Raw genomic sequence first — 26,237 nt, 5'->3', positions numbered from 1 at the left:
CCTTGCCGCGGAGGACAAACATCCATCGGTATCCCATTCTCAAGCTCTTCTCCGCCCAAGCCCGCAAGAGACCCTACCTCTGGTCATTTCGTCAGGCCGAAGTTTCCGTCGCCTGCTACGCCGGCGCGGTCATGGCCTTCCTGCCGACCTACGGGTTTCAGATTCCCCTCGCCCTGCTCGCGGCCGTCGCCTTCCGGGCCAATCTGCCGGTCATGATCGCGATCCAGTTCATCACCAACCCGGTGACGATCGCCCCGCTCTACCTGACCACCTTGAAAGTCGGCGAGTGGCTGATTCAATCCACCGGCTTGCATCCCCACGGCTCACGGGTCGGGGCAGCGGCCTATGCACTTGTGCTCGGCGGCATCGTCTGCGGTCTCGCCACCGGGTTGGTCCTCGATCTCGTCTACCGCTTCATTCTCTACGAGAAGCAGATCCTGATCAAACCACCGGCCGACGTTCCTGAAAATAAACCTTCCGCTTCCGGCCAAAAACCGGATTCTGCCAAGTCGTGACCCCCTCCCTTTTCCTGGACAATCGCCGACTGACAGTCATCTGCCTTCACCTGCTGGTCTGTCTCTCGGCCGTTTCCGCCTCCGGCTCTGCGCGTCTCGCCACCACGCCGACTCGGCCCATCCAACCCGTGACCGCACCGCAGCCCGGCGGAGTCCTACTGGGCATCGACGTCCTCGAGCAGCAACAGTTCGCAATCCTGAAGGGCAAAAGGGTCGGACTCCTCACCCACCCTGCGGGAAGAAACCGTTTCGGGATGAGCACGATTGATATCATCCGTCGGGATCCGGGTAACAATCTGGTGGCCCTCTTCGGGCCCGAGCACGGAATCTACGGCAACGAAAAGGCCGATCAGCCGATCGACGACCAGATCGACCCGAAGACCAACCTGCCGGTCTATTCGCTCTACGGACGCTACCGGAAGCCGTCTCCGGAGATGCTTTCCCGGATCGATGCCCTCGTCATCGACCTTCAGGATCTGGGGGTCCGGTCCTACACCTATATCAGTTGCATGCGTTATGCCATCGAGGCCTGTTTCGAGAACGGGGTCGAAGTGATTGTGCTCGACCGGCCAAACCCGCTCGGCGGCTGGAAGGTTAATGGTCCGCCCATGGACAAGGAGTGGCTGAGCTACGTCGGTGCCTTCCAGATACCCTACGTACATGGGCTGACGATCGGAGAGCTCGCCCGCATCTCCGCCAGTGTTCCCGGCGTGCTCAACATCGCCGAGGCCGACCGGACAAGGGGGCGGATCACGGTGGTCCCGATGCGCGGGTGGAGCCGGAGCATGACCTGGCCGGACACCGGATTGGTCTGGACGCCAACCTCGCCCAATATTCCAACCTACGAGGCGGTGGTCGGCTATGCCATGACAGGACTGGGCGCCCAGCTCGGTGGTTTCCGTCACGGAGTCGGTGGCAATTATCCTTTCCGCATCCTCACCTTCCGCGATCAACCGATCGAGGTGGTGGAGAAGGCTCTCCGGCAACGCCAGATCCCGGGCATCCGCTTTACCCGAAGGGCCTTCACCAACACCCAGGGACAGCAGGGGCTGGGACTCTACGTGGAGGTGGTTGACGCGACGATCTGGCGGCCGACCGAGTTGAGTTTCTGGATGATGCAGATCGCCTGTGAACTGAATCCGCCCAACCCCTTTCGGCAGGCCACGTCCTCGCAGGCCAACCTCTTCAACAAGCATGTCGGATCGACGGCCTGGTGGGAGAGTCTGATCGCATCCGGCGCGGCGGTCGACGTCACGGGCTTCGTGACAGCCTGGGAAGCGGCCGCCCGCAGTTTCCAGGAAAAGAGCCGGGCCTTCTGGTTGTACCGCTGATCCGGGCGGCCCGACCGGGAAATCGATCCCGGACAAGCGGACTGCGCTCTATCATGATTCCGCCAAAGCGTCCTGCCGGGGTGCAAAATGGGTTGCGTCTCAAGAGGTTGAAACGCTTCAATCAGATCCTTCAAGTGAACCACCAATAAAGGAACGAAAATGCCACGACCAGTTACACTTTTCACCGGACAATGGGCGGATCTTCCCCTGGCCGAACTCGCCCCGATGGCCAAGGAAATGGGATACGACGGCCTCGAACTCGCGTGCTGGGGCGATCACTTCGAGGTCGACAAGGCCGCTCGCAGCAAGACCTACTGCAAGGAGCGTTGGGAGCTGCTGCTCGACCATGGGCTGACCGCCTTCGCGGTTTCCAACCACCTGGTCGGGCAGGCCGTCTGCGACGTCATCGACGAGCGCCACAAGGCCATCCTGCCGGCCGATGTCTGGGGCGACGGAAAACCCGAGGGGGTTCGCAAACGGGCCGCCAGGAAACTCGCCCTGACCGCCAAGGCCTGCCGCAACTTCATCAACGCCAAGCCCGGCCGCGGGAAGCAGGACGACTTTCCGGCCGTCGTCAACGGCTTCACCGGATCTTCGATCTGGCACGCTCTTTACGCTTTCCCGCCGACCGACCAGGCCTACCTGGAGAAAGGCTTCGAGGATTTTGCGAAGCGGTTCATCCCGATCCTGGACGCCTTTGAAAAGGAGAACGTCAATTTCGCCCTTGAGGTGCACCCCACCGAAATCGGATTCGACATCGCTTCATCGGAGCGCGCGCTCAAGGCGCTCAAGGGTCACCGGCGGTTCGGCTTCAACTACGATCCGTCCCACCTCGGCTACCAGGGCGTCGACTACGTCCGGTTCCTCCGGACCTTTGCCGATCGGATCTACCATGTCCACATGAAGGATGTCTGGTGGGGACACGGAGACGGATCCGTTGGTGTCTTTGGGGGGCATACCGATTTCGGTGACGCACGCCGTTACTGGGATTTCCGCTCTCTCGGGCACGGAGACATCGACTTCGAGGAGATCATCGTCGCCCTCAACGACATCAAGTATGCCGGTCCTCTCTCCGTCGAGTGGGAGGATATCCGGATGGACCGTGTCCACGGCGCCACGGAAGCCGCCGCGTTTGTCCGCAGTGTCGATTTTCCGTCAAGTTCCCGGGCTTTCGACGCCGCCTTCGACAAGGGAAAGAAATAGGGACGACACATCGGTCTTCCGGTAGCCGCCCCAGTCTCTTGGGGCGTTTCCATCGAATCGATCGCGGCAAGAGACTGCCGCGGCTACATCAGAAAAATCCAAAACAGGCTATGGCCAAGAAAATCGGAGTAATCGGCGCGGGCGGCATGCTGCGCTATCATCTGGAAGGATTCCGCGCGGCGGGCGCTGAAGTCGTCGCCATCGCCGACGTGAGTGAAGCGGCCGTCCGGCGGGCGGCTGATGCCAACGGCATTCCCCAGGTTTTCACCGACCCGGAGGTCATGTTGAAAGAGGCGAAGATCGACGGCGTCTCCATAATCGTGCCCAACAAATTCCACGCTCCGTTGGCCCTGAAGGCCCTCAAGGCGGGCAAGCACGTTTTCTGCGAGAAGCCGCCCGCCCTCAATGCCAGGGAGGTCAAGACCCTGATCGCGGCAGCCAAGACGGCCCGGCGTCAACTGATGTTCAACTTCAACAACCGGGCCCGGCCGGAGTCCTACGCCATGATGGACTATATCCGGAACGGGACGGTCGGCCGGATCAATTCCGCCCAGGCCAAATGGATCCGCCGGACGGGGATTCCCGGCTTCGGAGGCTGGTTCACGAACAAGGCCCTCAGCGGCGGAGGCCCGCTCATCGACCTCCTCCACATGCTGGACCTGGCCATGTATTTCATGGGATATCCAGAACCTGAATACGTGATGGCCCAGACCTTTTCCGAGTTCATCACGGACAAGTCCTTCAAAGGCCCCTGGGGCATACCGGATGTGGCCAAGGGGGTGACCGATGTCGAGAACGCCGTTCACGGATTCGTCAGGTTCAAGACAGGCCAGGTGATCTCCCTGCAGAACTCCTGGGCCGAGATGATCAAGCGCGAGGAGGTCTCGGTCGTCTTCCAGGGCACCGGAGCCGGCGGCATGGTCCAGCGCCTTTTCGGAAGCGACGGCCTCGACGAGACCGGAATCGATACCTGCGAACTCTACGTCCAGGAACATGGCCGGTCGGTCAATCGTCAGATCATCGTCCCGCAGGACGAGACCATGGGCCGGGTCCGGTCGGCGATGAACTTTGTCCTCGCCATCGAGGGCAAGGAGAAGCCGCTGAACACGCCCGACGAAGCCCTGTCCCTGATGAAGATCATCGACGCGACCTATGAATCCGCAAGGACCGGCAAGCCGGTGCGGTGCCGGTAGGGAGTCGGAGGACGGCGAACCGTAGTCACCATCGCATCCTACCAAACCGGACAGGAGAACTCCAAAGAACCAAAGAATCGAAGGGCGAATGGCGCTTAGTCAGCGAAAGAGTCGGATCGGCCAACGAGGTGTTGACTGCTCTTCGACGGCGGGTCCGGAGGCCCTCGCCCTACCAACCGAAATCAGAGCATCCGTGGTAGGGTTGGACGTCCCCGGCCAGCCGCAACGGTTGTCCGAGACAAAACAACGACAAGCACCCTTGACTATGCGCCATTCACAGAAGGGCCGGATTCTTCGCAGCCCCTCTCAACCTGATCAACCCGACCCAAGTCTTTGGTTCTTTCGTTCTTTGCAGTTCTCAAACACCCCTCGGCGCCCCAGAGTCTCTGCGCGAGACGGACTCCTGACGTAACTCGCGCCCGCTTCGCTTGAGCTGCAGAGACGCTGAGGAACGGTTGATGGAAAGAGATTCCCATCCCGGATCGGTTCCGGCCATGCTCAGCGACCTTCGGAATTCTCCAAGAAAACCGGCCTATCCAAAGAACAGGATCCCTCGGCGTCCCAGCGTCTCTGCGCGAAAACAAGCACTCAATCCCCAACCATTTCTTCGTGACCTTCGTGGCCCTTCGGGGATAACATACCCTGCAGGTTCCGATTCAACGGGTTTTCATTCGTGACAATTCGTGCAAATTGGTGGGCCAAAACCATCACTCAAAACCCCAACCATTTCTTCGTGACCCTTCGTGTCCTTCGTGGATAAAACAACCCTATGGCAAAACTGAATCGCAAAATTCGCATGGGCATGGTCGGCGGCGGCCGCGGATCATTCATCGGTGGCGTCCACCGCATGGCAGCCAATCTTGACGGCCGCATCGAGCTGGTTGCGGGATGTTTCTCCTCCCGGCCCGAGGTCTCCAAGGAATCCGGAGCCGATCTCTTTCTCGATCCGGCCCGGGTTTACGACACCTATGAGGCGATGGCGGCGGCCGAGGCCGCCCTTCCGAAGGGCGAGCGGATTGACTTCGTCTCCATCGTCACCCGCAACAACACCCATTTCCCGATCGCCAAGACATTCCTCGAAGCCGGGATCAATGTGATCTGCGACAAGCCACTGGCCTTCAATCTGGCCGAAGCCAAGGCGCTCAAGAAGGTGGTGGAGAAATCGGGCAAGGTCTTTGCCCTGACCCACAACTACACCGGCTATCCCATGGTCAAGGAGGCCCGGCAGATGATTCGCACGGGCCAGCTCGGGAAGGTCCTGAAAGTCGTGGTTGAATACCCCCAGGGCTATGCCATCACCGCTCTTGGCGACAAGGGTGATGCCAAGATCGCCAATTGGCGGATGGACCCGAATGTGGCCGGTGCCTCGAACTGCATGGGGGATATCGGAACGCACGCGGAGAACCTGGCCCGCTTCATCACGGGGCTGGAGATCGAGGAGATGTGTGCGGAACTGTCGACCTTCATCCCCGGACGTCAGCTCGACGATGACGGCAATATCCTCGTCCGCTACAAAGGGGGCGCCAAGGGCATTCTTTACGCGTCACAGATATCCAACGGCGACGAGAACAACCTGAACATCCGGGTCTACGGGACGAAATGCTCAATCGAATGGTACCAGGAGCATCCCAACGAATTGATCGTGAAGGAGGTCAACCAGCCACGAACGATCAAGCGGCGCGGCAACAGCTACCTCTCGCCCATCGCCCAGAAATACAGCCGGCTCCCGTTCGGACATCAGGAGGCCTTTATTGAAGCGTTCGCCAACGTCTACCTGGCCGCGGCTGAAGCCATCGAAGACGAGATCTCGGGGCGGAAACTGAAGAAATCCTACGATTTCCCGACCATTGAAGACGGTGTCATCGGGATGGCCTTCATCGCCACCGCGGTGAAGTCATCGAAATCGAAGGCGAAGTGGACAAAGATGGTCGGCTGACGCCCGGCACCGAAGCTCAACCCGAATCCTCCACCGTAGGAGGCTTGCCTTGTGCGCGCCTTTCCGCGATGGCGAGATTCTCTTGATCAGGCCCCTGAAGGGCGCGCACAAGGCACGCCCCTACAAGCTCTCAGAGTGTAGCCGCCCCAGTCCCTTGGGGCGGAGTGGCATGAAAGCGCGGCAAGAGACTGCCGCGACTACAGACAAATGCGCTCGCGTCTCTGATCAGCCACTCTCTCTACGAGCCGGAGGCCAAGCTCGGGCTCGTGGTGGCGGGGCTTTCCACCACCATGGGCACTTCGCCGTCGGCGAAACAGGTCACCACCTGATCGCCACCCGTGAGTTCCCCTGCCCGGGAAACCAGCCTGCCCTTGGCTCCCCGGACCATGGCAAAACCGCGCTTGAGGACGGATTCCGGGCCCAGCGAAATCAGGTGTTTGCCCAGCTGCTCCAATCGGCGGTTTCTCAATTGACGATTGACTTCGAGGGCGCGTTCGAGACGGGGACCCAAGGTATCAAACCGATGCTTCAGGAGATGGATTCGAGGGGCAGGAGTGACCTCGGCCAGGCGCGACCGGTCGCGCTGGAGACGCTCGCGCAGTCCTTGCATGTTCTCGCGAATGGATCCCGCCAGTCGGTTGCGCAAATCGTCGATCCTGAGGAATCCACGTTCGAGAGCATTGACCGGGGAATGCAGTTCCAGCGAGGTGCCGACGATCTTCACCTGATCCCGAAGGGACCGTAGCCGCTGGTCCAGCTCCTCTTCCACGAATTCACCCGCCGCACTCAGGCGCTCAACCATCTCAAGGTAGCCCGACGAAATCAATTCAGCCGCGGCCGAGGGCGTCTCCGCCCGGACATCGGCGGCAAAGTCGGACAAGGTGAAATCGATCTCGTGACCGACCGCCGAGATGAGGGGAATCGGGCAGGCGGCAACGGCTCGTGCCACCGCTTCCTCATTGAAGGCCCAGAGGTCCTCGATGCTGCCCCCGCCCCGGCCCACCACCACGAGTTCAAAGAAGCGATGGGATCCGGCTGCGGGCGCATCCGCAGCCGATCGGACCAGCTTGCCGTCGGGCGTCATCCAGAGTTGCGAAGCAAGATTCAGTGCTTCGACGATCTCCGCCCCGGCGCCGGCGCCCTGAACCTTGACCGGTATCACCACCACCCTTCCCGACCACTCGCGACGGCGCAGGATCCTGAGAAAATCCTGAACGGCGGCACCGGTCGGTGAAGTGACGAATCCGACGGTCAGCGGGAGCGTCGGCAGGGGTTTCTTCCTGGTGGCATCGAATAGTCCCTCATCGGCAAGTTGCTTTTTCAACCGTTCGAACTCCATCTGGAGACGGCCGACCCCGTCTTCAATCGCCGCCCGGACAATCAACTGATAGGCGCCCCGCGGTTCATAGACACTGAGTTCGCCGTAGACGATAACCTGCATGCCGTCCCGCAGATCGAGTCCCAAGCGGATGGCATTGCCACGAAAGGCGACGGCCGAGACCTGGCTTCTGTCATCCTTGAGGGAGAAATAGAGGTGACCGCTCGACTGCTTGCGTAGATTGGAGACTTCCCCGCGGACCCAGGCCGGAGGGATGGATTGCTGCAGGACGGTTTTGACCCTCAGATTGAGGTCGGAAACAGAAAGGATGTCGCGGAGACTGGCGTCGGTCGTGGTCATGGGCGGGCAGGCGGGAAGAGAGGGAATAACTCGAAGGAACGGAGGTAACGAAGGAATGGGGGACACGGAAGGTTTAAGATGCGGAGGACGAACACGTGCCGAGCGAAGCGACATGACCACAAGAGCCCAAGGAACGTAAGGTGACAAAAGGGATCAGGATGACGCAAGGGCCAGGCCGGAACCATGCAGTCGGAAGTTGAGAGATGGAGTGAGATATTGAGATGCAGCGGGCTGAGGAATTCCGAGGAATACCCGAACGCATTTCGAGCGAATGACGCAAGTCCGATGCGCTCAACAAGCTGCTTCAGGTCGACCTGATCGACCGCATGGTTTGGGCTAAGGTTTTGGGGCCACAATAAGGGAGATCGAACCATTCCGGTTTCGTCGGGCATCCGGATTCTTCGGTGGTTCCACAGGAGGTCACAGAGGAAACCGAGAGATTCGGATCGACCCGCATCCCTTCCGTTCGTCGATTCTTCGTTTTCTCCAAATGTTCACAGAAAGCCATGAGGGAAATCCCTCAGGCCCCATGGAGTAAAAATCGCACCCACCGGTTCAGTTTCAGCAGCCAAAGGCCGAAGAACATAGGCAGGAAGTGGCAACTCTGGAATCACAGGTGGCGGTCGGTGGAATCTCTCCGATTGTGGGTCGGCGTGTTCGCGAACGTACCGCTCACGCCTGGATCGTCCGCTGGATTGGAATGGCCGCGGTTCTCCTCTTCATCGTCCTGGCTCTGTCGCCGAGCGGTGCCACCCGGATCTATCAGTGGCCATGGTCCCTGATGACGTCACTGCTGGCCCTTGCACCGATCGCTCTCCTTTTCTTGCACCGATTCGGAAAGTCGACCCGTCTCGGTGCTGACGCCGAGCTGCTTTTCGCCCTGCTGGCAGCCACCCTGGTGATATCGGCCATGTTCAGTCGCTTCGCCGCGCAGAGCCTGGAGGTCTGCCTAATCGCCCTGGGAATGCTGGCCACTGTTTTCTGCGCCGCTGCCTACGTCACTTCCGGAAGTTCCGATGAGAAGACCCACTGTCTGCAGAGGTGGATCGGCTGGTTCGGGATCGCCTTCTGCCTGGTCAGTCTGGCGGGTTGGTATCTCGGGGATGTGGCGGCGCACGCCCGGAGAGTCAGTTCCGTCAACTCATTGGCTGGGGAAGAGATTCTTGCCTTCAATCTTTTCGATGTGCGCAACCAGACTCCTCTGGGGCACAGCAACTATACCGCAGGTCTTGCCCTGCTTCTGTTGCCCTGGATGGTCGGCCTCTCCATTGGCGAGCACGGCCGTAAACGCGTCTTGTGGCTGGGCGCGTCAGCTCTGGCCGGATTCGTGCTCTTCACTTCGGGAAGTCGCGGCGCCCTCATTGGAGTTGCTGCGATCGTGGCGGCGCTTCTCGCCCTGGCGAGTCTTCGGGGATCGATCCGGCCACGAACCCTGATCGGGCTGGTCGCGGTGGCCGGAATCGGACTGGGTATCGCCACCTTCAGCCAACCAAGAGTGCGCACGCTCATCCAGGACTGGAATCAAACCGGTCAACTGAACTCCGGGGACGAGCAGAGATGGAACATGGTCAAGGCAGGGTGGCTCATGGGTTCGGCTCATCCGATCATCGGCCAGGGACCGGGAGTCACGCCCCTGACCTATCCACTTTACCGCAGCCGCCTGGAGGGCGGGGTGGAATCGGCCCTTCAACTGCATTCCCTTCCGGTGCAAATCTGGGCTGATCTGGGATTGATCGGTATCGTCCTCACAGCCGGGATCGGTTTGGTCGCTCTCCGAAGACTCTCGAAGGTTTTTCGAAAGGGTTGGGCCGGCGGACTGCAAACAGCGAACGAAAAGCTCCTGGCCTCTGCGGCAACGTCCACTGCGGGTTATCTGGCCTTTTCCCTGACGGACTTTCAACTGGATGTCCCGGTCTTCGCCGCGCTTCTCGCGATCAATCTCGGGGTGATCTTCGGGGTGACTCGAATGGAACCAAGAGTGTCGATTGGGGGCGACCGGCTCCTGCTGCGAAACCGGCATCATCTGGCCCTGATCGCTTCGATCGGCATCCTGATCCCAGTCCTCTGGACATCGGTCCATGCCACGATAAGCCGACACGCCTTTTCCTCAGCAGTCGACAGGCTGGAGCGGGGAGACACCGGGGGATATGTCGAAGACGTCAGTGCTGCGATGCGCTGGTCGCCGGGCAATGCCTTCTACCCGACTTCGGCCGCAATCGGCCTGCTTCGATTTGCCTACCGCGGAGGAAGTCCGGAGACCGTTGCAGCACTCAAAGCGGAAGCCGCCGACTTCCTTGGCCAGTCTCTCGACCTTGATGATGACCAGGAGATCGCGCATTTCAATCGGGGGTGGCTGCTCCTGCCAACCGATCCGGTGGCGGCCGAGCATCATTTCCGACGCGCGGCCAAGCTCGTTCCGGACAAGGGCGGGGTTTATCTTGGATGCGGATTGGCGGATTTTGAGCAAGGGGACCGGGATGCGGCCCTGACGGGATTCGCCCTCGAAATCGTCAACGATCCCAGATTCGCAACGGCCCCTTTCTGGGACATCCCCAGCTTCGCCCCCCTTCGTCTTCCCGCCATCGAACGTGCCGCCGGGATGCTTGACAACTCCGCGACCAATTCAGGAACGATCGAAGCCCGGATCCGATCCATCATGCACGAAACCGCGACCCTGCTTCGAGATCTCGCGACTGAAGGATCTCCGGGGCCGCTTCTCTCGTCTCGATCGGCAAACGCACTGATGTTTGCAGGAATGGATGACGCCTCGCGCGGGCCCGCCATCGAGGACTACCTGGTCAAGCGGCGGCAGACCCCAATTCCAATCGAGACGGTCGATGCTTATGCGGCGCTCTTCGATCGGACCGGACCGGACGCGAAAGCCATCCTCAACGATCCCGGCGGAAAGGAAGAGCCCCTGTTGCGCCAGACGCGGCGGGAACGACCGGGTTATGGCATCCTCATGCGCAATCTTGATGTCCCATTGCCGGTTGATGCGTATGTGGTCCAGGAGAACGCCGTGGTCGGGGATTTCTTCCCGGGGCTGTTCCAAGCCAAAGGTTATCTTCCGGCCACCACCCTCGTCCGGATGGTCAGCGAAAACGGAGGCACCTCCGAATGAGTCGCGGCAAGCCAAACCAACTCCGCCAGGTCATCCTGCCCCTGATAAGTGCGGCCGGTGATTCCGTGGCCTCGTTCACGGGAATAGCCGCGGGCTACTTTCTGCGCTTCCATACCCCGCTGGGCAGTCTCGGGATCCAGGTTCCCAACGCCACCTTCCAACTCTACCTTCCTCTGATGGCAGTAGGTGTCGCTCTCCTGATGGCCAGCTTTGCCTACCTCGATCTCTACGACTCCCGGCTCCTCCTGCGCAAATACCGCAGTCTCGCCCTGCTCTTCAAGGGCACCACCTTCTGGCTCTTCGCCTACCTGGGTGTGTCGCTGGCTCTCAAGTTCGACCCGCCAATCAGTCGCCTCTTTGTCGCCCTATCCTACCTGACCATTCTCGCAGCCCTCTTCGCCTGGCGGTCGGCGTTCTTCTCGGTCCTGACCCGAACCCGACTACGCGACCAGATCCAACGCCGCGTGGCCATCCTCGGCTGCAACGACCGGGCCGTCGATCTGGTCGAAGAAATCTCCCGCGATACCGTCCATCCCTTCACTGTGGTCGGGACCGTCACAGAACCGGAAATCAGCGAGGCTTTCCCGACAGCAGTACCCGGAATTCCCATTCTTGGGTCGGTTGACGATCTTCCCCGGATCCTCCGGCAGCATCGCATCGACATTGTCCTGGCGGTTCGGCTGGATCGGGCGGAGGGTGAAACCCTCAGGCTGATGGAAGTCTGCGAACGCCACTACGTGGAATGGAAGGTGGTTCCGGACGCCTTTGAGATCTTCGTTTCCAACCTGCGGCTTCAGACGGTCGGGCGAACCCCGGTCCTCGGGATTGAGGAATTCGCGGTCACCCGGTTGTCCGGCCGGATCCTCAAACGGATGATGGATCTGGCCGGAGCATCCATCGGGCTTGTCGTTTCCGCTCCGATCATGGCCTGTCTGGCCTGGCTGATTCGCAGGGAATCCAAAGGACCGGTCTTCTTCCACCAGGAAAGAGTCGGGGCGCACCACCGGAAATTCCAGATCTGCAAGCTCCGCAGCATGCAGGTCGACGCGGAGAAGGCCGACAACCAGATCCAGAGCACCCTATCCGAAGACCAACGCCTGCTTCGGATCGGCCGCTTCATGCGACGTTGGAATCTCGACGAGTTGCCCCAATTCTGGAACGTCTTGAAGGGCGAGATGAGCCTGGTCGGACCCCGGCCCGAGCGGCCCTACCACGTGGACCGCCTGGCCGAGGAAATACCCCACTACATGCCCCGTCACCTGGTGAAACCCGGCATAACCGGATGGGCCCAGGTCCACGGACTCAGGGGGGAAACCGACCTGACCCAGCGTATCCAGTACGACATCACTTACATCGAAAACTGGACTCCCATCCTCGACCTCCAGATCCTGATGATGACCTTCCTGCGGTGGCGGGATGATTCGTTCACGGCCAATACAGCTAAAGCGGCTTCACCCGTCGATACCCCGACAGTCCTGCCCGCAGTCGGGAGACCAGCTTCCAGGCACCAAAAGCGAGGTCATATTTCAGCTCTACAAGCCGACTCTTTCGTGGATTGAAGTGCTTCAGGTAGAAGGCCTTGTTGGCGTCGAAAATCGCCCTCGACATCCGTTCATAGTCTTTGGCGACACTGGTTCCCTTCAGATGGGTGATGGAGACCCGCCCATCATAGACCACCCGATAGCCGGCCTGGGTGAAGCGGTAACAGAGATCGAGGTCATCACCATACATGAAAAAGTCCTCGTCGAAAAGACCCACCTTCTCGAAAGCCTCCCGCCGTCCCATCATGAACGCTCCATTGATGGCACCGACGTCATAGGTGCCATCCGGATCTAGGTAGGTCAGGTTGTAGCCGGCGAGGAATCTCGACTTCGGAAAACATCCCGCCAACCCGCTCGCCCGGCAGAACCCGTCCCAAAATGAAGGGACCTTGCGGCGGCAGGCCAGATCCATGATTCCATCAGCCTGCACCAGCTTCGGCGAGATCAATCCGATTGCCGGTTCCTCCAGCAAACGATCCAGGCAATGAAACAGGGCATTCGCATTCACCACCGTGTCCGGATTCAGCACCAGGATCACTTCGCCCGATGACTGTTGGAAACCGAGGTTGTTGCCGGCTCCGAATCCGAGGTTCTGCTCCGGCTGAATCAGCCTGACCTGGGGGTATTCCCGGTCGATTAACGTGCTGGTTCCGTCTGCATTCAGGCTGTTATCGACCACCAGAAGCTCCACTGGTCGACCACCCAAGGTTCGCGGAATGGAATCAAGACAGGAGCCAATCTCGCCCCGGGACTTCCAAGCGACGATAATGACCGACAGAATCGCCCTCTGTATTTCCTGATCAGTCATGGCAAGGAATCCAGAAGGGCCCGCCACTTCCGGGTGAGCACGCCATTACTGAATCGCTTCAGGACTTCAGGAGCCTGACACGTCATCTCCTCGATTTCGACCTTTCGTTGTCCCGTACAGATTTCTGACAGGAGCCCCGCCAGAGCCCGACTGTCATGAGGATCCACGAAGAAAGACGCCTGGCCACAGGTTTCCTTGAGAACCGGGATGTCGCTGCAGACGACGGGACAGCCTCGCTTCAGGGCCTCGAGTGGCGGGAGGCCCTGCCCTTCCGCCAGAGAGGGATAGACCAGGCAATGAGCCTTCCGGTAGAGTTCATCCATCTCCGAATCCGTCGGGAAATCCAGAGCGGTCAACAATCCCTGCTCCTCAAGAATGCGCCAGGATGCCCGTTGATTCCAGAGTTCCTTGCGGATCCCCGCCACTACGAGACGCTGACCCGAGCCGGTCCTGGAGAATTGGGACATGGCATCGAGCACCAGTGAAAGATTCTTGTGCGGGTATCGAGCGCCCACAACCAGGACATGACTCTTCCGCGATAACACCGGCGCAGATATGCATTCCTTCACCTCGAGGCTTTCAGACCAGGCCGGTATCACATCGATCAAGCGATCCGCCAGAAACGGAAAGACCGTCTTCAATTCATCCCGAACCGCACCTGAGATGGTCACAATTCGAGTCGCAGACCTCAGGACCCGGGGAAGCAGATGGCGATAAAACGCATTCTGCATCCTTGCCTGTTCCCCAAACCTCAAGGCAATCAGGTCGTAGACGATCACGATATGCCGGCCAGTTGTCCAAAGAGGAGCGTGATGGGACGAAAAGACCATCCACTTCTGTCCCAGTTCCGTCATTGGTGCCGCCTGGGCAAGCGCCATTCGTGCGATCAGCCGAAATGGACCTCCAATCATCCGGTCATTGATCCACCTGAAACAACGGTTCAGGCCCAACGATTCCGCCGCCAGTTCGGGCACCAACAGACCTGACAGTCCCGCTGCCGCCACCCCCATTCCCGTCGGAGAACTGGAACCCAGCGGATGAATCAATGTAACCGGCTTCACTCCGGCACCCTCCAGACTGATTTTCCCGTGGTCCAATGACCTGTTCGAATGCGTCGCCCAAGGATCGAATGGGCATGCCGGATCCGAAAGGCAGTCCGGATGCGAAGACGGGTCAATCGGTTCTCGGGTGGGAAATAACGGGCATGGATCGACCCAAGTTCTTTCCGCACCGTCTCCTGATCGGCAGACAATTGCCCGGGCCTGAGTCGAAACGATCCGACCTCGGACGGGACAAAACGAAAGGAGGCCCCCCTCAACACAGCCCGCACCCAGAAGTCATGGTCGGCCGCCAACTGAAAGTCCGTGTCGAACCCACCGAGGTTCTCAAAACAATCTCGGCCGACAAGGGTTCCCTGCTGGGTGAAGGGAGGTATACCGGCGATCATGAGGGAGAGAATCCGCCGAGGCCGACGCTCTACGGGAAAGGCACCGAGATTGCGTCCGTCGGCATCGATATAAGACACCCGTCCATAGATGATATCCGCTGCTTCCTGATCGGTTGCGCCAAGAAGCCGGTCAAAACCCTCCCGGAGCAGATCATCATCATTGAGGTAGGTCAGCCAACGCCAGCCTTTGGTCCGGTGAGCGCCGTAGTTAACCGCGCCATACAACCCACCCCCTTCTCTCTCCTCGGCCATGACCGTAGTGCCCGGGTATCGGTCGGCAAGCGCACCTACTTGGTCGGCCGGCGCCACCAGAAGGTGAACGAGACCCCACCGCCCTGACTGGCGAGCAGCGACTGACTCCACGGCCTGGTCAAGCCACGGGGATCGGCCGAGTGTCGGAGTGATGACTATGACCTGGGGCGATTCCGGCATCTGAGTGACATATCGACGGTATCGGCGAGTCACTGGACAAACGACGCCGATTTAGTTTCTCTGGAAGTATGCCTCGCTCCGATTCTGCAAACAGTCAAGATGACCTGTACAGACCCGATCAATGAATGCAGAACCGTGCGGCCGAGATCGTGCCGCAAGACATGAACCCATTTCCAGACAATACGTCCCCGAATGATCGCCTGGCCGTGGCCGTGGCCCTTTTCGTGTTCAATCGGCCGGACTACACCCGCCGGGTTTTGGAAGTCCTCCGTATGGTTCGTCCGGCGGATGTATTCCTGGTTGCCGATGGACCCCGGGCCGATCAACCCGATGATGCCGCCCGGTGCCTCGAGGTCAGAAATCTACTCGAAGAAGGGATCGACTGGCCCTGTCGTGTTCAACGAAAATTCGCGGACACCAACCTGGGCTGCGGGGAGCGCATCGCCTCGGGCTTGGCCTGGGTATTCGGGCAGGTCGATCGTGCCATCATTCTCGAGGATGACTGCCTGCCCGAAACTTCCTTCTTCCCCTTCTGTCAGGAATTGCTCGAGCGATTCAGCGGTGATCAGCGGATTGGAATGATCGCGGGAACCAACTATCGGCTCAAGGATGCGCCAGCCACCGGTTCCTATTTTTTTACCCGTCACCATTCCATCTGGGGCTGGGCGACCTGGCGTCGGGCATTAACCGGCTACGACCCCACCATGAAGGCATGGAGGGATATGGTATCGGTCGACGAACTCGAAACCTACTGGGAAGACCGACGCAGCCGCCTGATTCACCGGGAGATGTTTGATCTTTACCGCGAAGGTCCCGTTGACACATGGGACATCCCCTGGGTCTTCCATCTGGTCCGTAATCGCATGCTCAGTGTTGTGCCCCGTTTGAATCAGGTGAGGAATATCGGAACCTCAGGGACTCGAGGGCGCGGTGACGATCGCAACAACAACCTGCCTACCTATCCCCTGCCGTTTCCGCTGCACCATCCCGAATCGATCAAGCCGGATCCGGCCTACGATCGATTCGTCAGCAAGCGGCATCGCCTGGTCCGGGACTGGATGCGGGCCAGATGGACCCGCAGGGTCAGGGACCTCCTCAAACCACTGTGACCGAGATACAGCACACCCGTCTCTATCTGGCCTACCTGCGGCGACGGTTTCGCCACAGCCTTGCGCGACGGCCCAAGCACGGAACCGGTAGGTTTCTCCATGAGGTTGCGGGGCAAGGCGCCCGAAGGCGTTGCCTTCTGGTTCACCTGACCGACCCCTTCCTGCGCAGGGACGTCGACGTAAAGCACCAGAATCGATGGCAGGCGCGCGAACTGGCCCGCCTTGCGGGAGAATACGGGTTTGCCGTTGATGTGATTGATCCGGGATGTCCTCGTATGCCGCCCACGGCCAGCTACGACCTGGTGATCGATCTGCACCCGGGTCTTACACCAGCATACGAACAAGCCTGCCGGCCAGATACCCGACGCATCGCCTATATCACGGGTTCAAATCCCGCATTCTCCAATCGGGCTGAAGCCGGAAGAATCGCCGAAGTCGAACGGGCGACGGGAGTCCGCCTTAAGCCTCGCCGGCAGGTGCCCGTATTCACTCAGAAGGACCTGGCAGCCTGCAACGGTTTCTTCTTCATCGGCAGTCGAGCCAACTTGGAGACCTACCGGGAATTCCAACTTCCTCCAGTCCACTTCATCCGCAACTTCGCCTACCCGGTGCCGAATATCGACCACACGAAGAGCAGCGCGACCGATTTTCTGTTTCTCTCCAGCGGCGGCCAGGTTCACAAGGGGTTGGAGCGGCTTCTTGCCGTAGTGGCGGGACGCGACGACTGGGTTCTCCATGTCTGCAGTGCGTTCCACGAAGAGCCGGATTTCTGCCGCCTCTTCAGGTCGCAACTGTTTGGACGCAGAAACATCATACCGCACGGTTTTCTTCCCCTCGACTCGGAGCGATTTCGTCGCGTGGCGGCACGGTGCTGCGTGATGGTGTTGCCCTCCTGTTCTGAAGCCAACGCAGGGAGCGTCCTCAGCGGCGTGGCCGCCGGTCTGGTCCCATTGGTGACGGAAGAATGCGGGTTCGAGCCGGATGAGGTTCACCGGCTTGCCGGAGCCGACCTCGAAGCTATCGAGTCCGGCATGGAATCCGTGGCCCGGCGAAGCGTCCAATGGATGAATGCAGAAGCCGACCGTATCGGTGCCCTTGTCCGCCGCCGCTACTCAACCGAATCCTACTCGGCGTCGGTCCGGCGGGGACTCGAATCCGTTCTCGCGGAAAGTCAGGGAAGTATCCAGTTTTCCTCAACCTGTGAATAAACTCAGCACGGAAGATGCGGTCAGGCTCCTGAGATCCGATCCGGACCGGGCCGCTCTTGTTCACGATACCTACCTCGACACAGACCTCGGGCAGGCTGCCGAACGCTTTGCCGGTTCGGGAGAATTCGCCGCCGTTCTCAAGGTCCTGGGACCGGCTGTCGAGGGTGCGGTGGTGATGGATCTCGGGGCGGGGAACGGCATGGCGAGCCGGGCATTTGCCCTGCAAGGCGCCCGCTGCGTTCATGCCGTCGAGCCCGATCCGAGCAAGGAAATCGGTCGCGGCGCGATCGAAATCACCTGCGCCGGACTGCCGGTCGAGATTCACCAAGGGTTCGGCGAAGCGATTCCCCTCCCGAATGCCTCGGTCGATCTCATCTATACACGGCAGGTGCTGCATCACACGACCAACCTCGGTCAAACCCTGCGGGAGTGCGCCCGGGTCCTTCGGTCCGGCGGTCGATTCCTGGCCTGCCGGGAACACGTGGTGGACGATGCGCAGCAGATGGCGGAATTCCTCGCTCATCATCCCGTGCATCAACTGACCGGAGGTGAAGGCGCCTATACTCTGGATGCCTACGAGCAGGCGATCGTCTCCGCCGGACTGACGCTTGAAAAGAGCATCGACCCCTGGGCGTCCCCCATCAATACCGCTCCCGCCGCCAATACAGTCGAGGAGATCGCGGACTTCCCCCGAAAGATCCTGCGGTCCCGTTTCGGTGAGATGGGTGCGAGGTTGGCCGCAATCCCCTGGATCCGCGCCCTCGTCTGGCGTCGACTGCGCCGACCGAGGCCCGGTCGCCTCTATTCGTTTTTCGCTTCAAAACCGTGAAACCCCTTCGTATTCTCTACGATTTCGAGGCCTTCAGCGACCAGAGCTATGGGGGCGTTTCGCGCTATATCATCGAATTGGCGAGCCGACTGGCCAAGGCCGACGAGATCGAGGTGCACCTTGCGGCCGGATGGCATCGCAACCATTGGCTGAAGACCCATCTGCCCGAATGGGCCAGCGGTCGTTATTTCCCGGCCTGGCCAAAGACCGGAGAAATCCGCCGACGGTTGAACGCAATACTGATGAGAAGGGCAATCTCCCGAATCCGGCCCGACATCGTGCACCGTACTTATCATCGCGGTGCTGCCGTCTACCCCGGGCCGCATGCAACGGTCGCCACGATTCACGACCTGACCTATTATCTCTATCCGGAGAGTTTCCCAGGGGGCGCGGTCGTCAGGCAGAAACTGACCACGGTCGCTCAGACCAGCGACCACCTGCTCTGCGATTCCGAGAATACCCGTCAGGATGCCATCCGGATTCTTGGCATCGAACCCTCGATCGCATCCGTTGTGCACCTGGGAGTGAATCCAACGATCACCTCCATCGACCCGTCCCCCATCGACGGCGACTACCTGCTCTTCGTGGGCCAGCGGTCCGGCTACAAGAACTTCACTTTTCTGATCCGGGCTCTCGCCCGGTACCGCATGCTCGAATCGCGGCGCCTAGCGGTCTTCGGAGGCGGCCCGTTCAAACAGGACGAGCGCATCCTCCTAAAATCCCTGGGCATAGCCAGTCGAGTCGTATCCTTGGCCGGCGATGACTCGATACTGGCCGCGACCTATGCCCATGCCGAGGCCCTTGTTTACCCCTCACTCTACGAAGGATTCGGTCTTCCGATCCTTGAGGCGATGGCGCAGGGATGTCCGGTCGTCTGCTCAGACCGGAGCAGCCTGCCTGAAGTGGGCGGCAACGCCGCCGTCTATTTCGATCCTGAGGACGACGGTGATTCACTGCGAAAAGCGATCGACTGTTTGGACAACTCACCGCATACACGGGAAGAATTCGTTAGCAGAGGCCGAAATAGAGTGCGTCTATTCAATTGGTCAAACTGCGCAACAAAGACCCTGAAGGTCTATCGCGACGTTGCTTCGGAACTGAGGGACAATCAGCAATGAACACTAGACACAGGAAGGGTTTCCTTGAGAACATCGCGTAGTCTTCGGCGAGAATTGCGGTGCGCGTATTCGCGACATCCCGTTTCGAACCCTTTAGATTCTCTTGGTGTCCGAGCCAATTCCACCAAGGATTCGATTACTGCCCTCGAGTCCTCTGGATCGACCACCAATCCCAGCTTGAACTCCCTGACCCGCTTTTCCATCAAACCGCCCGAACTGACTAGGATCGGGCGATTAGCAAGGGCTGCCTTGGTCAGCAGATTGCTGCTGAAAGGGAACCCACGGTAGGCGCCCCATAGAACAGAACAGCCCCGGATCGCGCCATTGAACTCGCGATCCGTCTCGATCCATCCGGGTCGGAAATGGACATTGTCGGGAGTGTTCTTGAAAGCAGAAACCAGATTGGGGTAATCCTCCTCGCCACAGGAGGAATGGTCAAGCGGACCCGCCACAACGAACTGCAGATCGAGACTCAACGCTTTAGCTTTGCGAGCAGCCGCAAGCATCTCATAGATCCCTTTCCGAGGAGACAGCTCACCTATCAACAGAATCACCGGACCTTCTTCTGCAATCCGGCCAATCTCAGCTTCGAGAGACCCCTTGGCTTCCGGGAACTCTTCGGAGGTCATATCGGGCATCAGACCCAACCAAAGGTCTGAAGCGATTGATACCAAGCTGTCGACCATAGTAGTGTCCAAGGCCCAAAGGCCCTTGAAGTTCCGAACTCTCTTAAGCTGTCGAATGATGGATCCCCACACCATTTGCGCCTCCGGTCCCGAATCCGGGTGCACCCAAAGTCCAGACCAAGTGCGATCAAGGTCAGGCAGCTCCACCGCGTGTTCTGTCAACAACGAGAGTACGGGATGGTCTAGGTAAGGAAAAATCACGTGTTCAATCGGATGCCCATCCTCCCATCGAAAGGCTGAGATCTCCTCCCTGACCGATCTCCAACCCTTGAGGGCCAGGGATCGGTCACGTCGCTTGAGCATCCAAGCCGGGGCCCACCGCCGGAAATGACTTCGAAAGCAATTGGATCCTCCAACAGGCTTTGCCCCGGTGGCACCGGTGATCCGGGCAGCCCCGACTTTCAGACCGACCAATCGGGTTCTCTCCCAAGAACTCACACCAGGCCGGTTACAAACTTCCTCGGGTGCGGGCGAAAACGAGACGACCCGACATCCCATAGCGAGCAGACACTCCACCACAGCAATATGATAACTAGGCAGGCTGCCGAGCCATTGCAGGTCCACCACGGCGACCACAGCCCCTGCGGACTCGGCCTTTCGACCGATCACCGATCCACCCCCCAAGCTCGCGACGCCAACTCGCACTTGACCCGCCGTCCAAAGTTCCTGTCTGGACGCATGGTCTCCTCCTCCATCAAGCAATCCAAGGACACCGTCATCCGCCTGCGCCACCAACCGGGACGCGCCATGTGCAACTGAGACCGGAGGGATTCATAGTCATAACCCATGCGTCCAGTCAGGGCCGAACCCAGTATATCCAGATATTCGCTACAGGCACGCCAGAACTGTGGATTGGCCAGATCGGCAACCCAGCGATCCGCATGATCAGGATCGGCCCCCTTGCGCTCATAGATTGTCTGCGGATCCCCAAGGGTCCAGCGTTCCAGTCCATCCGTGCCATGGTCCAGCATGCAGGTGTGCTTCACCAGACCCAGGAATTCGCACAGATCATCAAGGGAGTCGGAGGGCCGGCGGACGAGGTCTTCGTAACGCAGACTGAAGACCTGAGGCCCACCCTTATCCCGAGCGGTGACCAGTTTAGTCGGAGCCTCCATCAGATCACGACGAAACTGCTGCATCTGCGACCACTGACCCGCGCCGAAAGTCCGCCAGACAGAACGGAACACTGCCAACGGATTGCGGAAAAGTAGGATGACTTTCGCTTCGGGAAAGACCTTCAAGAGGTCGGGAATGATCTCGTAATACCGGGGCGTCTTGTCGAGGAAGATGGCGCATCCGGACTTTTCCAGGGCGGCTCGATAGAGTTCGCCATACATCCTTCGGCAGGCTCGGAAATAGTCTGCCTTTCCCCCAGGCAGATCTTCCACGAAGTCGCGCATGGCCTGGTGCTCAATCCGGGCGTTGTATGGGGCGATCGTCCCGGTGACTGCCTGGTCGAAACCAAAAAGTGAGCGAAGCATGATCCAGGTTTCCGATCTTGAGTGAATCTCCGGATGCCGGGAGAGCATCCTCTGGAGCAGCGTCGATCCGGATCTGGGCTGGGAGATCAGGAACACTAGGTTACCATCCGAAGAAGAGTCTTCAATCACGCCGTTCATGACGCCATTGGTGAGTGGTTACAATCAGGCCTTTTCCCTGATCGATGCTCACCCCGCTTTCATAAAAATCGTGAAGATTAACAGTGAAGGACACGACTGATGGCACCATCGCCACAAACTCATAACCCGGTCGAGTCAGGCCAATGTCCAAAAGGATTCGCCCCGCCGTAAAGGGCAGGCTGGGCACCCTGAGCTGAACCGTTCCAGCCCGGGCCAATCGACCCAACTCAAAGCCACTGATGGGCTGGGTGCTTAGGCGGAGAATCTCGGTACCGAGGAGGGAGCGAAAGATACAGGTCAGGCCCGCCGACCAGCCAGCATACGAATCATCGGTCTCGTAAGAAACGTCAAGATTGAACCCACACCCGGTGCGAGGAATCCGACTGATCCCATCCTGATCTGATCCGATTCGGACTTCCGTCACCCGGACACCGTCGCCCTGAAGGCTCTCAAGCCGCTTGGCATCGATGTGAACGGTTCGGGCATCCTCCTCCTCGCACAGTTGAAGGTAAGTCTGAATTCCTGAACGGGGGTCGCCTTCAAACTGCAACCGGCCCTCGTGTAGGACGGCGCATCGCGTGGACAGGCGCTCGATAGCGGCCAGATCATGACTGATCAGTACGATCGTTCGGCCAGTTCGGGCGATCTCATCCATCTTGCCGAGGCACTTGCGTTGAAACCCAGTGTCGCCGACAGCAAGGATTTCATCAATCAGGAGGACTTCTGCCCGAAGAAATGCCGCCACGGCAAAAGCCAAACGGAGGTACATGCCGCTCGAATATTGTTTGCACGGAGTGTCGAGGAAACGTTCGACCCCGGAGAAATCGACGATCTCATCGAAATGTGCGCGGATTTCCCTTCGTGTCATACCCAGAAGCGCTCCGCTGAGAAAGATATTTTCCCGACCCGTCAACTCTGGATGAAAGCCCGTGCCGACCTCAAGCAATGATCCTACCCGGCCGGCGATCTCCGCGTGTCCTGAAGTCGGTGAAGTCACCCGGCTGAGGATCTTGAGCAGGGTGCTCTTGCCCGCCCCGTTACGGCCAATAACGCCCAAAACCTCTCCTGCGGAGATCTGCAGGTCTACGTCGCGCAGGGCCCAGAAGTCATCAACATGCTCCGCCAGTCGATTGCGCCGGAGAAGACGACCGGGCAAACTAATGAGGTCCTCCCGCATCGTACGGTAGGCATATCCATTGCGTGGCCCCTTGACCCGGTAGCGCTTCGAAAGACCTTCGGTTCTGATGACGGCTGTCGGCATCAATGTCGTTCCCCTAGAGAGCGTCCGCGAAGCTCCTCTCGACTGAACGGAAATACAAGGATCCCGACACCAGGAAGACCAAGGCCCAACCGGTGCTGATGGCCAAGGCGGGCCACGGTATCCCGGTGCCGAACACGGTAGCTCTCAGACTCTCGATGATTCCCGCCATCGGGTTGAAAAGGAAAAGCCAATGCCAATCTGCCGGCACAATGGACAGGCTGTAGACAACGGGTGACGCGTAGAGCCAAACCTGGATGAAGAAAGGGAGGGCGTGTGTGACATCTCGATACCGGACATTGAGCGCGGACAGCCAAAGGCCGACCCCAACGGCAAGCAACAATTCGACCAGCAACACCATAGGGGAAAGCAGAAGACCGAAGCCGGGCAGGATACCATGGAACGCAGCCACCCCTATCAGAAATGAGAAGGCCAGGACGAAATCCAGAACCGCCGACAGCCCGGCCGAAAGGGGTACGATCAACCGTGGAAAGTACACCTTGGTGATCAGCCGGCTTTCGGAAACAAGGCTGTTCCCAGCTCTCTGCAGGACACCACTGAGCAATGTCCAGGAAACAAGGCCGGCCAGGGCAAAGACAACGTAGGGTTGGCCATCACTGGGCAGGCGCGCGAACCGACCGAAGATCAAGGCAAAAATAGCTGCTGCAGCCAGAGGCTGCAGCAGGACCCAGATCACACCGAGGGCTGTCTGCCGGTACCGCAGGCGCAGGTCGCGCAGAACCAACATGATGAGCACGTCGCGATAATCCCAGATCTCACAAAGGTTCAGGACAGTAAGTCGATCGTCTGGAGTTATCCGGATTCGGCGCAATGAGGCTGCGGCTCCGTCTGGTCTGCCTGCAGGTTTCTCTCTTCGTTCCAGGATTCTCGAAACTGTGCTCTCCTCTCGCTCGCTCATGGCAGACGGGATACGACCCTAGACCCATTTCAGTTTCCAGAGCCCGAACCAGACCATCTTGATCAGCATCCAGCCGTGCGAGAACCGGGAGATGTTGGTCTCGCCGTAGGTGCGATCCCGGTACTTGACCGGAATGTCGCGGATCTTGAGATCGAGAAGCGAGGCTCCGAAGAGGAGGTTGAAATCTCCGAATGGATCAAAATCCCCAAAGACCTTCATCCGCTCGAGGATCCGGTGATAATCCTTCCTCAGGAGCATCTTGGTGCCACAGAGGCTGTCCTTGACGTTCTGGCCGAGCACGTAGCTCAGCGCGAGGGCGAAGCCCTTGTTGCCGAGAAGGTTGAGGAATCGCATGGCCTTGGACTCCATCGGGTAAACAAGCCGCGACCCGTTGGCGAACTCCGTCATTCCGCTTGCCACCGCTTCGTAGAACTTGGGAAGATCCTCCGGCGGGGCGGTCAGATCGGCGTCCTGAATGACGAGAACCTCACCCGAGGCGATCTCAAACCCGGCAAAGACGGCATCCCACTTGCCCTTGCCGGGCTGCCGGATGGCCTTGACCTCATGGTGTCCCTCATAGGCGGCGACCTCCCGCTGGATCGTTTCCCAAGTATCGTCGGTGCTGTTTCCTTCGACAAAGATGATTTCCGTGCCCAACCCAAGTCGTGGAATCCGCTGCAGGGCGGCCAGGATATTTCCTGATTCATTCCGTGCCGGGACCACCACGGTGCAACTCGGGCTGTGGTCAATCCTGGGCGGAATCCGTGGCCGGGCGATCAGGTGCAGGGTCATCCCGAAATGCCGGAAGAAGGGCAACTTGACCAGGAATCGGTTGAGGAAAGGAGTCAGGATCGGGATTCTGAACGGGATGATCTGTTCGGTTCCGGTTCGGATGACCTCCCAGCCCGATATTTCGAGCAGATTGACCAGATCCTGCATGGAGAGCCAGTTGCTCTGGGGTTGCCTGACCACGAAACCGAATCTCTCGGCCCACTTGAGAGGAAAGCGCCAGAGTGTGTTGAGGGAAGTGATGTGCAGGCGGGTTCTGGGGTAGGAGGAGGCCTTAAGCTTCTCCAGCGCCAGCTGGATATCCGGCAGATAGCCGATCAGGTAGTTGAGGACAATATGATCGAATCCTTCCGCAACCTCTGATCGCAGAATGTCACCATGGCGAAACTCGAGGTTCCTGTCGGGATAGTTGGCCCGCGCCCGCGATACCATCCTGGGGCTCAAGTCGATCCCCACGCCACGTCCGGGAGCAAGAGCCCGCAGGAGGTCACCCGGCCCACAACCCCACTCCAGAACCTTTTGGCCCTCAGGAATATGCTGACGGTGAAACTCCACCATCTGGGCATGGAAGCCCGTCTGGATCCGCCGAGGAGTCTCGTCGTTATCGGCCACCCAATCAAAGTGACCCTGTAAATCAGATGCGTAGATCGAAGCCATGGTAACCAAACCTGGGAATCGACCGATTCCCGCATCTATAAACGGCTTTAGGTAGATCTACTTAAGTCCGTCCCGGCTGGAAATCACGGCATTACCCTCTCAAGCACGACAATCATCCGCAGACCGATACGACTCAGAACCCACTGGGGTAGAATCCGCTCCAAGCCAAGCAATCCCTTGAGCACCCAGGTCGGAAGAATCTGCCGATGGGCGAGACCGCCGGTGGACGGATACGCCAGAACATCCCGATAACGCACTGAAATGAACTTGAGGCCCATGGCCTTCAAGCACTCTCCTACTCCGACCCGGTCCCGCCGAAACAACGCACACCCCATACCCATATTGGCGAAATTGCCCTCAGCGTCATCCGCTTCGAAACGATAGGGCGCTTGCAACCGTTCCGGCTGACAGGGTTCATGATGAAACCAGCGGTAGAACAGCCGTCCAAACCCGGTGGCGGCCGGTTCAACCAAGACTATACGGCCGCCCGGATTGAGCGACCCGGACGCACTTTCGAGGAAGTTCAATGGTTTCCTCAAGTGATGCAGAACATCCATGGCGACAATGGCATCCCACTGACGCCCCAAGGCCTGAATCTCGTAGGCAGATACCGCGCAATCCACAAAGGGTGTCTTGACCACATCACTGGTCGTCACGTTCGGGCGGTCGATCTTGAGGAAACCCGCCCCTGATCCGATATCGAGTACTGCACCTGACCCAGCAGCCGCCATCATGTCCGCAAAAATCGATCGGTAGACCAACCGAAGGCCAGAAGATTGATTCCATTTCGCCAGACTGCCCTCAAGGAGGCCCAAATCGTAAGTGACATCCGACATAAGT

General features: G+C 59.3%; 21 protein-coding genes. 11 read left to right on the top strand and 10 right to left on the bottom strand.

The window, feature by feature from the left end; all coding sequences use genetic code 11:
• Positions 1-2 precede the first annotated feature (2 nt).
• The 5 genes from R3F07_02180 to R3F07_02160 all read left to right on the top strand — a co-directional run bounded on the left by R3F07_02180 (position 3) and on the right by R3F07_02160 (position 6,178).
• On the top strand, positions 3-515 hold the full coding sequence (locus R3F07_02180; GenBank protein MEZ5275172.1) for a DUF2062 domain-containing protein: 513 nt from the start codon (positions 3-5) through the stop codon (positions 513-515).
• Positions 512-1,846, top strand: coding sequence for a DUF1343 domain-containing protein (locus R3F07_02175; protein MEZ5275171.1), 1,335 nt, complete (start codon positions 512-514; stop codon positions 1,844-1,846). Before R3F07_02180 ends, R3F07_02175 begins: the two co-directional genes overlap by 4 nt.
• 159 nt (positions 1,847-2,005) lie before the next feature.
• Positions 2,006-3,049, top strand: coding sequence for a sugar phosphate isomerase/epimerase family protein (locus tag R3F07_02170; protein MEZ5275170.1), 1,044 nt, complete (start codon positions 2,006-2,008; stop codon positions 3,047-3,049).
• 110 nt (positions 3,050-3,159) lie between these two features.
• Positions 3,160-4,242, top strand: a complete 1,083-nt coding sequence (locus tag R3F07_02165) for a Gfo/Idh/MocA family oxidoreductase (GenBank protein MEZ5275169.1) — start codon at positions 3,160-3,162, stop codon at positions 4,240-4,242.
• A gap of 769 nt (positions 4,243-5,011) precedes the next feature.
• Entirely contained in the window at positions 5,012-6,178 is a 1,167-nt protein-coding gene (locus R3F07_02160; GenBank protein ID MEZ5275168.1) for a Gfo/Idh/MocA family oxidoreductase, read from the top strand.
• A 238-nt stretch (positions 6,179-6,416) separates the two neighbouring features.
• Here the strand turns inward: R3F07_02160 and xseA are convergent, their stop codons facing one another.
• On the bottom strand, positions 6,417-7,856 hold the full coding sequence (xseA, locus tag R3F07_02155) for an exodeoxyribonuclease VII large subunit (GenBank protein ID MEZ5275167.1): 1,440 nt from the start codon (positions 7,854-7,856) through the stop codon (positions 6,417-6,419).
• A 700-nt stretch (positions 7,857-8,556) separates the two neighbouring features.
• Between xseA and R3F07_02150 the strand changes: the two genes are divergently transcribed.
• Entirely contained in the window at positions 8,557-10,977 is a 2,421-nt protein-coding gene (locus R3F07_02150) for an O-antigen ligase family protein (protein MEZ5275166.1), read from the top strand.
• The gene (locus R3F07_02145) at positions 10,974-12,536 is read left to right on the top strand and encodes a sugar transferase (protein MEZ5275165.1); all 1,563 of its coding nucleotides are present in this window, start codon (positions 10,974-10,976) and stop codon (positions 12,534-12,536) included. Before R3F07_02150 ends, R3F07_02145 begins: the two co-directional genes overlap by 4 nt.
• Here R3F07_02145 and R3F07_02140 read toward each other — a convergent pair.
• The 3 genes from R3F07_02140 to R3F07_02130 form a co-directional block, all read right to left on the bottom strand.
• The gene (locus tag R3F07_02140) at positions 12,418-13,326 is read right to left on the bottom strand and encodes a glycosyltransferase family 2 protein (protein MEZ5275164.1); all 909 of its coding nucleotides are present in this window, start codon (positions 13,324-13,326) and stop codon (positions 12,418-12,420) included. The genes R3F07_02145 and R3F07_02140 overlap by 119 nt on opposite strands.
• A complete protein-coding gene (locus tag R3F07_02135) occupies positions 13,323-14,237 on the bottom strand; it encodes a glycosyltransferase family 1 protein (GenBank protein MEZ5275163.1) in 915 nt (304 codons plus the stop codon). The genes R3F07_02140 and R3F07_02135 overlap by 4 nt, the downstream gene beginning before the upstream one ends.
• Before the next feature lie 146 nt (positions 14,238-14,383).
• Complete coding sequence (locus R3F07_02130; GenBank protein MEZ5275162.1) at positions 14,384-15,205, bottom strand: glycosyltransferase; 822 nt, start codon at positions 15,203-15,205, stop codon at positions 14,384-14,386.
• Positions 15,206-15,366: 161 nt separating this feature from the next.
• On the opposite strand from R3F07_02130, the gene R3F07_02125 reads away from it, so the two are divergent.
• The 4 genes from R3F07_02125 to R3F07_02110 are packed head-to-tail and all read left to right on the top strand — an operon-like array spanning position 15,367 to position 19,469.
• Positions 15,367-16,314: a hypothetical protein gene (locus tag R3F07_02125; GenBank protein MEZ5275161.1), complete on the top strand. Its 948-nt coding sequence runs from the start codon at positions 15,367-15,369 to the stop codon at positions 16,312-16,314.
• A complete protein-coding gene (locus R3F07_02120) occupies positions 16,311-17,522 on the top strand; it encodes a hypothetical protein (GenBank protein ID MEZ5275160.1) in 1,212 nt (403 codons plus the stop codon). Before R3F07_02125 ends, R3F07_02120 begins: the two co-directional genes overlap by 4 nt.
• Positions 17,515-18,351, top strand: coding sequence for a class I SAM-dependent methyltransferase (locus R3F07_02115; GenBank protein MEZ5275159.1), 837 nt, complete (start codon positions 17,515-17,517; stop codon positions 18,349-18,351). Before R3F07_02120 ends, R3F07_02115 begins: the two co-directional genes overlap by 8 nt.
• Positions 18,348-19,469: a glycosyltransferase family 1 protein gene (locus R3F07_02110; GenBank protein ID MEZ5275158.1), complete on the top strand. Its 1,122-nt coding sequence runs from the start codon at positions 18,348-18,350 to the stop codon at positions 19,467-19,469. The genes R3F07_02115 and R3F07_02110 overlap by 4 nt, the downstream gene beginning before the upstream one ends.
• Here the strand turns inward: R3F07_02110 and R3F07_02105 are convergent.
• From R3F07_02105 to R3F07_02080, 6 genes are all read right to left on the bottom strand, one after another.
• On the bottom strand, positions 19,460-20,098 hold the full coding sequence (locus tag R3F07_02105) for a glycosyltransferase (GenBank protein ID MEZ5275157.1): 639 nt from the start codon (positions 20,096-20,098) through the stop codon (positions 19,460-19,462). The two genes, R3F07_02110 and R3F07_02105, sit on opposite strands and share 10 nt — an antisense overlap.
• Positions 20,099-20,760: 662 nt before the next feature.
• Positions 20,761-21,774, bottom strand: a complete 1,014-nt coding sequence (locus R3F07_02100) for a sulfotransferase (GenBank protein ID MEZ5275156.1) — start codon at positions 21,772-21,774, stop codon at positions 20,761-20,763.
• Positions 21,758-23,035 (bottom strand): polysaccharide ABC transporter ATP-binding protein, encoded by a 1,278-nt coding sequence (locus R3F07_02095; protein MEZ5275155.1) that lies wholly within the window; start codon positions 23,033-23,035, stop codon positions 21,758-21,760. The genes R3F07_02100 and R3F07_02095 overlap by 17 nt, the downstream gene beginning before the upstream one ends.
• A gap of 13 nt (positions 23,036-23,048) precedes the next feature.
• Complete coding sequence (locus tag R3F07_02090) at positions 23,049-23,780, bottom strand: ABC transporter permease (GenBank protein MEZ5275154.1); 732 nt, start codon at positions 23,778-23,780, stop codon at positions 23,049-23,051.
• Positions 23,781-23,969: 189 nt separating this feature from the next.
• On the bottom strand, positions 23,970-25,397 hold the full coding sequence (locus tag R3F07_02085) for a glycosyltransferase (protein ID MEZ5275153.1): 1,428 nt from the start codon (positions 25,395-25,397) through the stop codon (positions 23,970-23,972).
• Positions 25,398-25,480: 83 nt separating this feature from the next.
• On the bottom strand, positions 25,481-26,233 hold the full coding sequence (locus R3F07_02080) for a methyltransferase domain-containing protein (protein ID MEZ5275152.1): 753 nt from the start codon (positions 26,231-26,233) through the stop codon (positions 25,481-25,483).
• Positions 26,234-26,237: the final 4 nt, after the last annotated feature.

The sequence above is a fragment of the Opitutaceae bacterium genome, assembly GCA_041395105.1.
GTDB lineage: Bacteria > Verrucomicrobiota > Verrucomicrobiia > Opitutales > Opitutaceae > B12-G4.
The sequence above is the reverse complement of the archived record's forward strand: the minus strand, read 5'-3'. Positions and strand labels throughout refer to the sequence as shown.

Coding starts and splice junctions, on each gene's coding strand:
- R3F07_02170 (MEZ5275170.1), top strand. CDS start 2,006: ATGCCACGACCAGTTACACTTTTCACCGGACAATGGGCGGATCTTCCC.
- R3F07_02165 (MEZ5275169.1), top strand. CDS start 3,160: ATGGCCAAGAAAATCGGAGTAATCGGCGCGGGCGGCATGCTGCGCTAT.
- R3F07_02160 (MEZ5275168.1), top strand. CDS start 5,012: ATGGCAAAACTGAATCGCAAAATTCGCATGGGCATGGTCGGCGGCGGC.
- xseA (MEZ5275167.1), bottom strand. CDS start 7,856: ATGACCACGACCGACGCCAGTCTCCGCGACATCCTTTCTGTTTCCGAC.
- R3F07_02150 (MEZ5275166.1), top strand. CDS start 8,557: ATGGCCGCGGTTCTCCTCTTCATCGTCCTGGCTCTGTCGCCGAGCGGT.
- R3F07_02145 (MEZ5275165.1), top strand. CDS start 10,974: ATGAGTCGCGGCAAGCCAAACCAACTCCGCCAGGTCATCCTGCCCCTG.
- R3F07_02140 (MEZ5275164.1), bottom strand. CDS start 13,326: ATGACTGATCAGGAAATACAGAGGGCGATTCTGTCGGTCATTATCGTC.
- R3F07_02135 (MEZ5275163.1), bottom strand. CDS start 14,237: ATGATTGGAGGTCCATTTCGGCTGATCGCACGAATGGCGCTTGCCCAG.
- R3F07_02130 (MEZ5275162.1), bottom strand. CDS start 15,205: ATGCCGGAATCGCCCCAGGTCATAGTCATCACTCCGACACTCGGCCGA.
- R3F07_02125 (MEZ5275161.1), top strand. CDS start 15,367: ATGAACCCATTTCCAGACAATACGTCCCCGAATGATCGCCTGGCCGTG.
- R3F07_02105 (MEZ5275157.1), bottom strand. CDS start 20,098: ATGACCTCCGAAGAGTTCCCGGAAGCCAAGGGGTCTCTCGAAGCTGAG.
- R3F07_02100 (MEZ5275156.1), bottom strand. CDS start 21,774: ATGAACGGCGTGATTGAAGACTCTTCTTCGGATGGTAACCTAGTGTTC.
- R3F07_02095 (MEZ5275155.1), bottom strand. CDS start 23,035: ATGCCGACAGCCGTCATCAGAACCGAAGGTCTTTCGAAGCGCTACCGG.
- R3F07_02090 (MEZ5275154.1), bottom strand. CDS start 23,780: ATGTTGGTTCTGCGCGACCTGCGCCTGCGGTACCGGCAGACAGCCCTC.
- R3F07_02085 (MEZ5275153.1), bottom strand. CDS start 25,397: ATGGCTTCGATCTACGCATCTGATTTACAGGGTCACTTTGATTGGGTG.
- R3F07_02080 (MEZ5275152.1), bottom strand. CDS start 26,233: ATGTCGGATGTCACTTACGATTTGGGCCTCCTTGAGGGCAGTCTGGCG.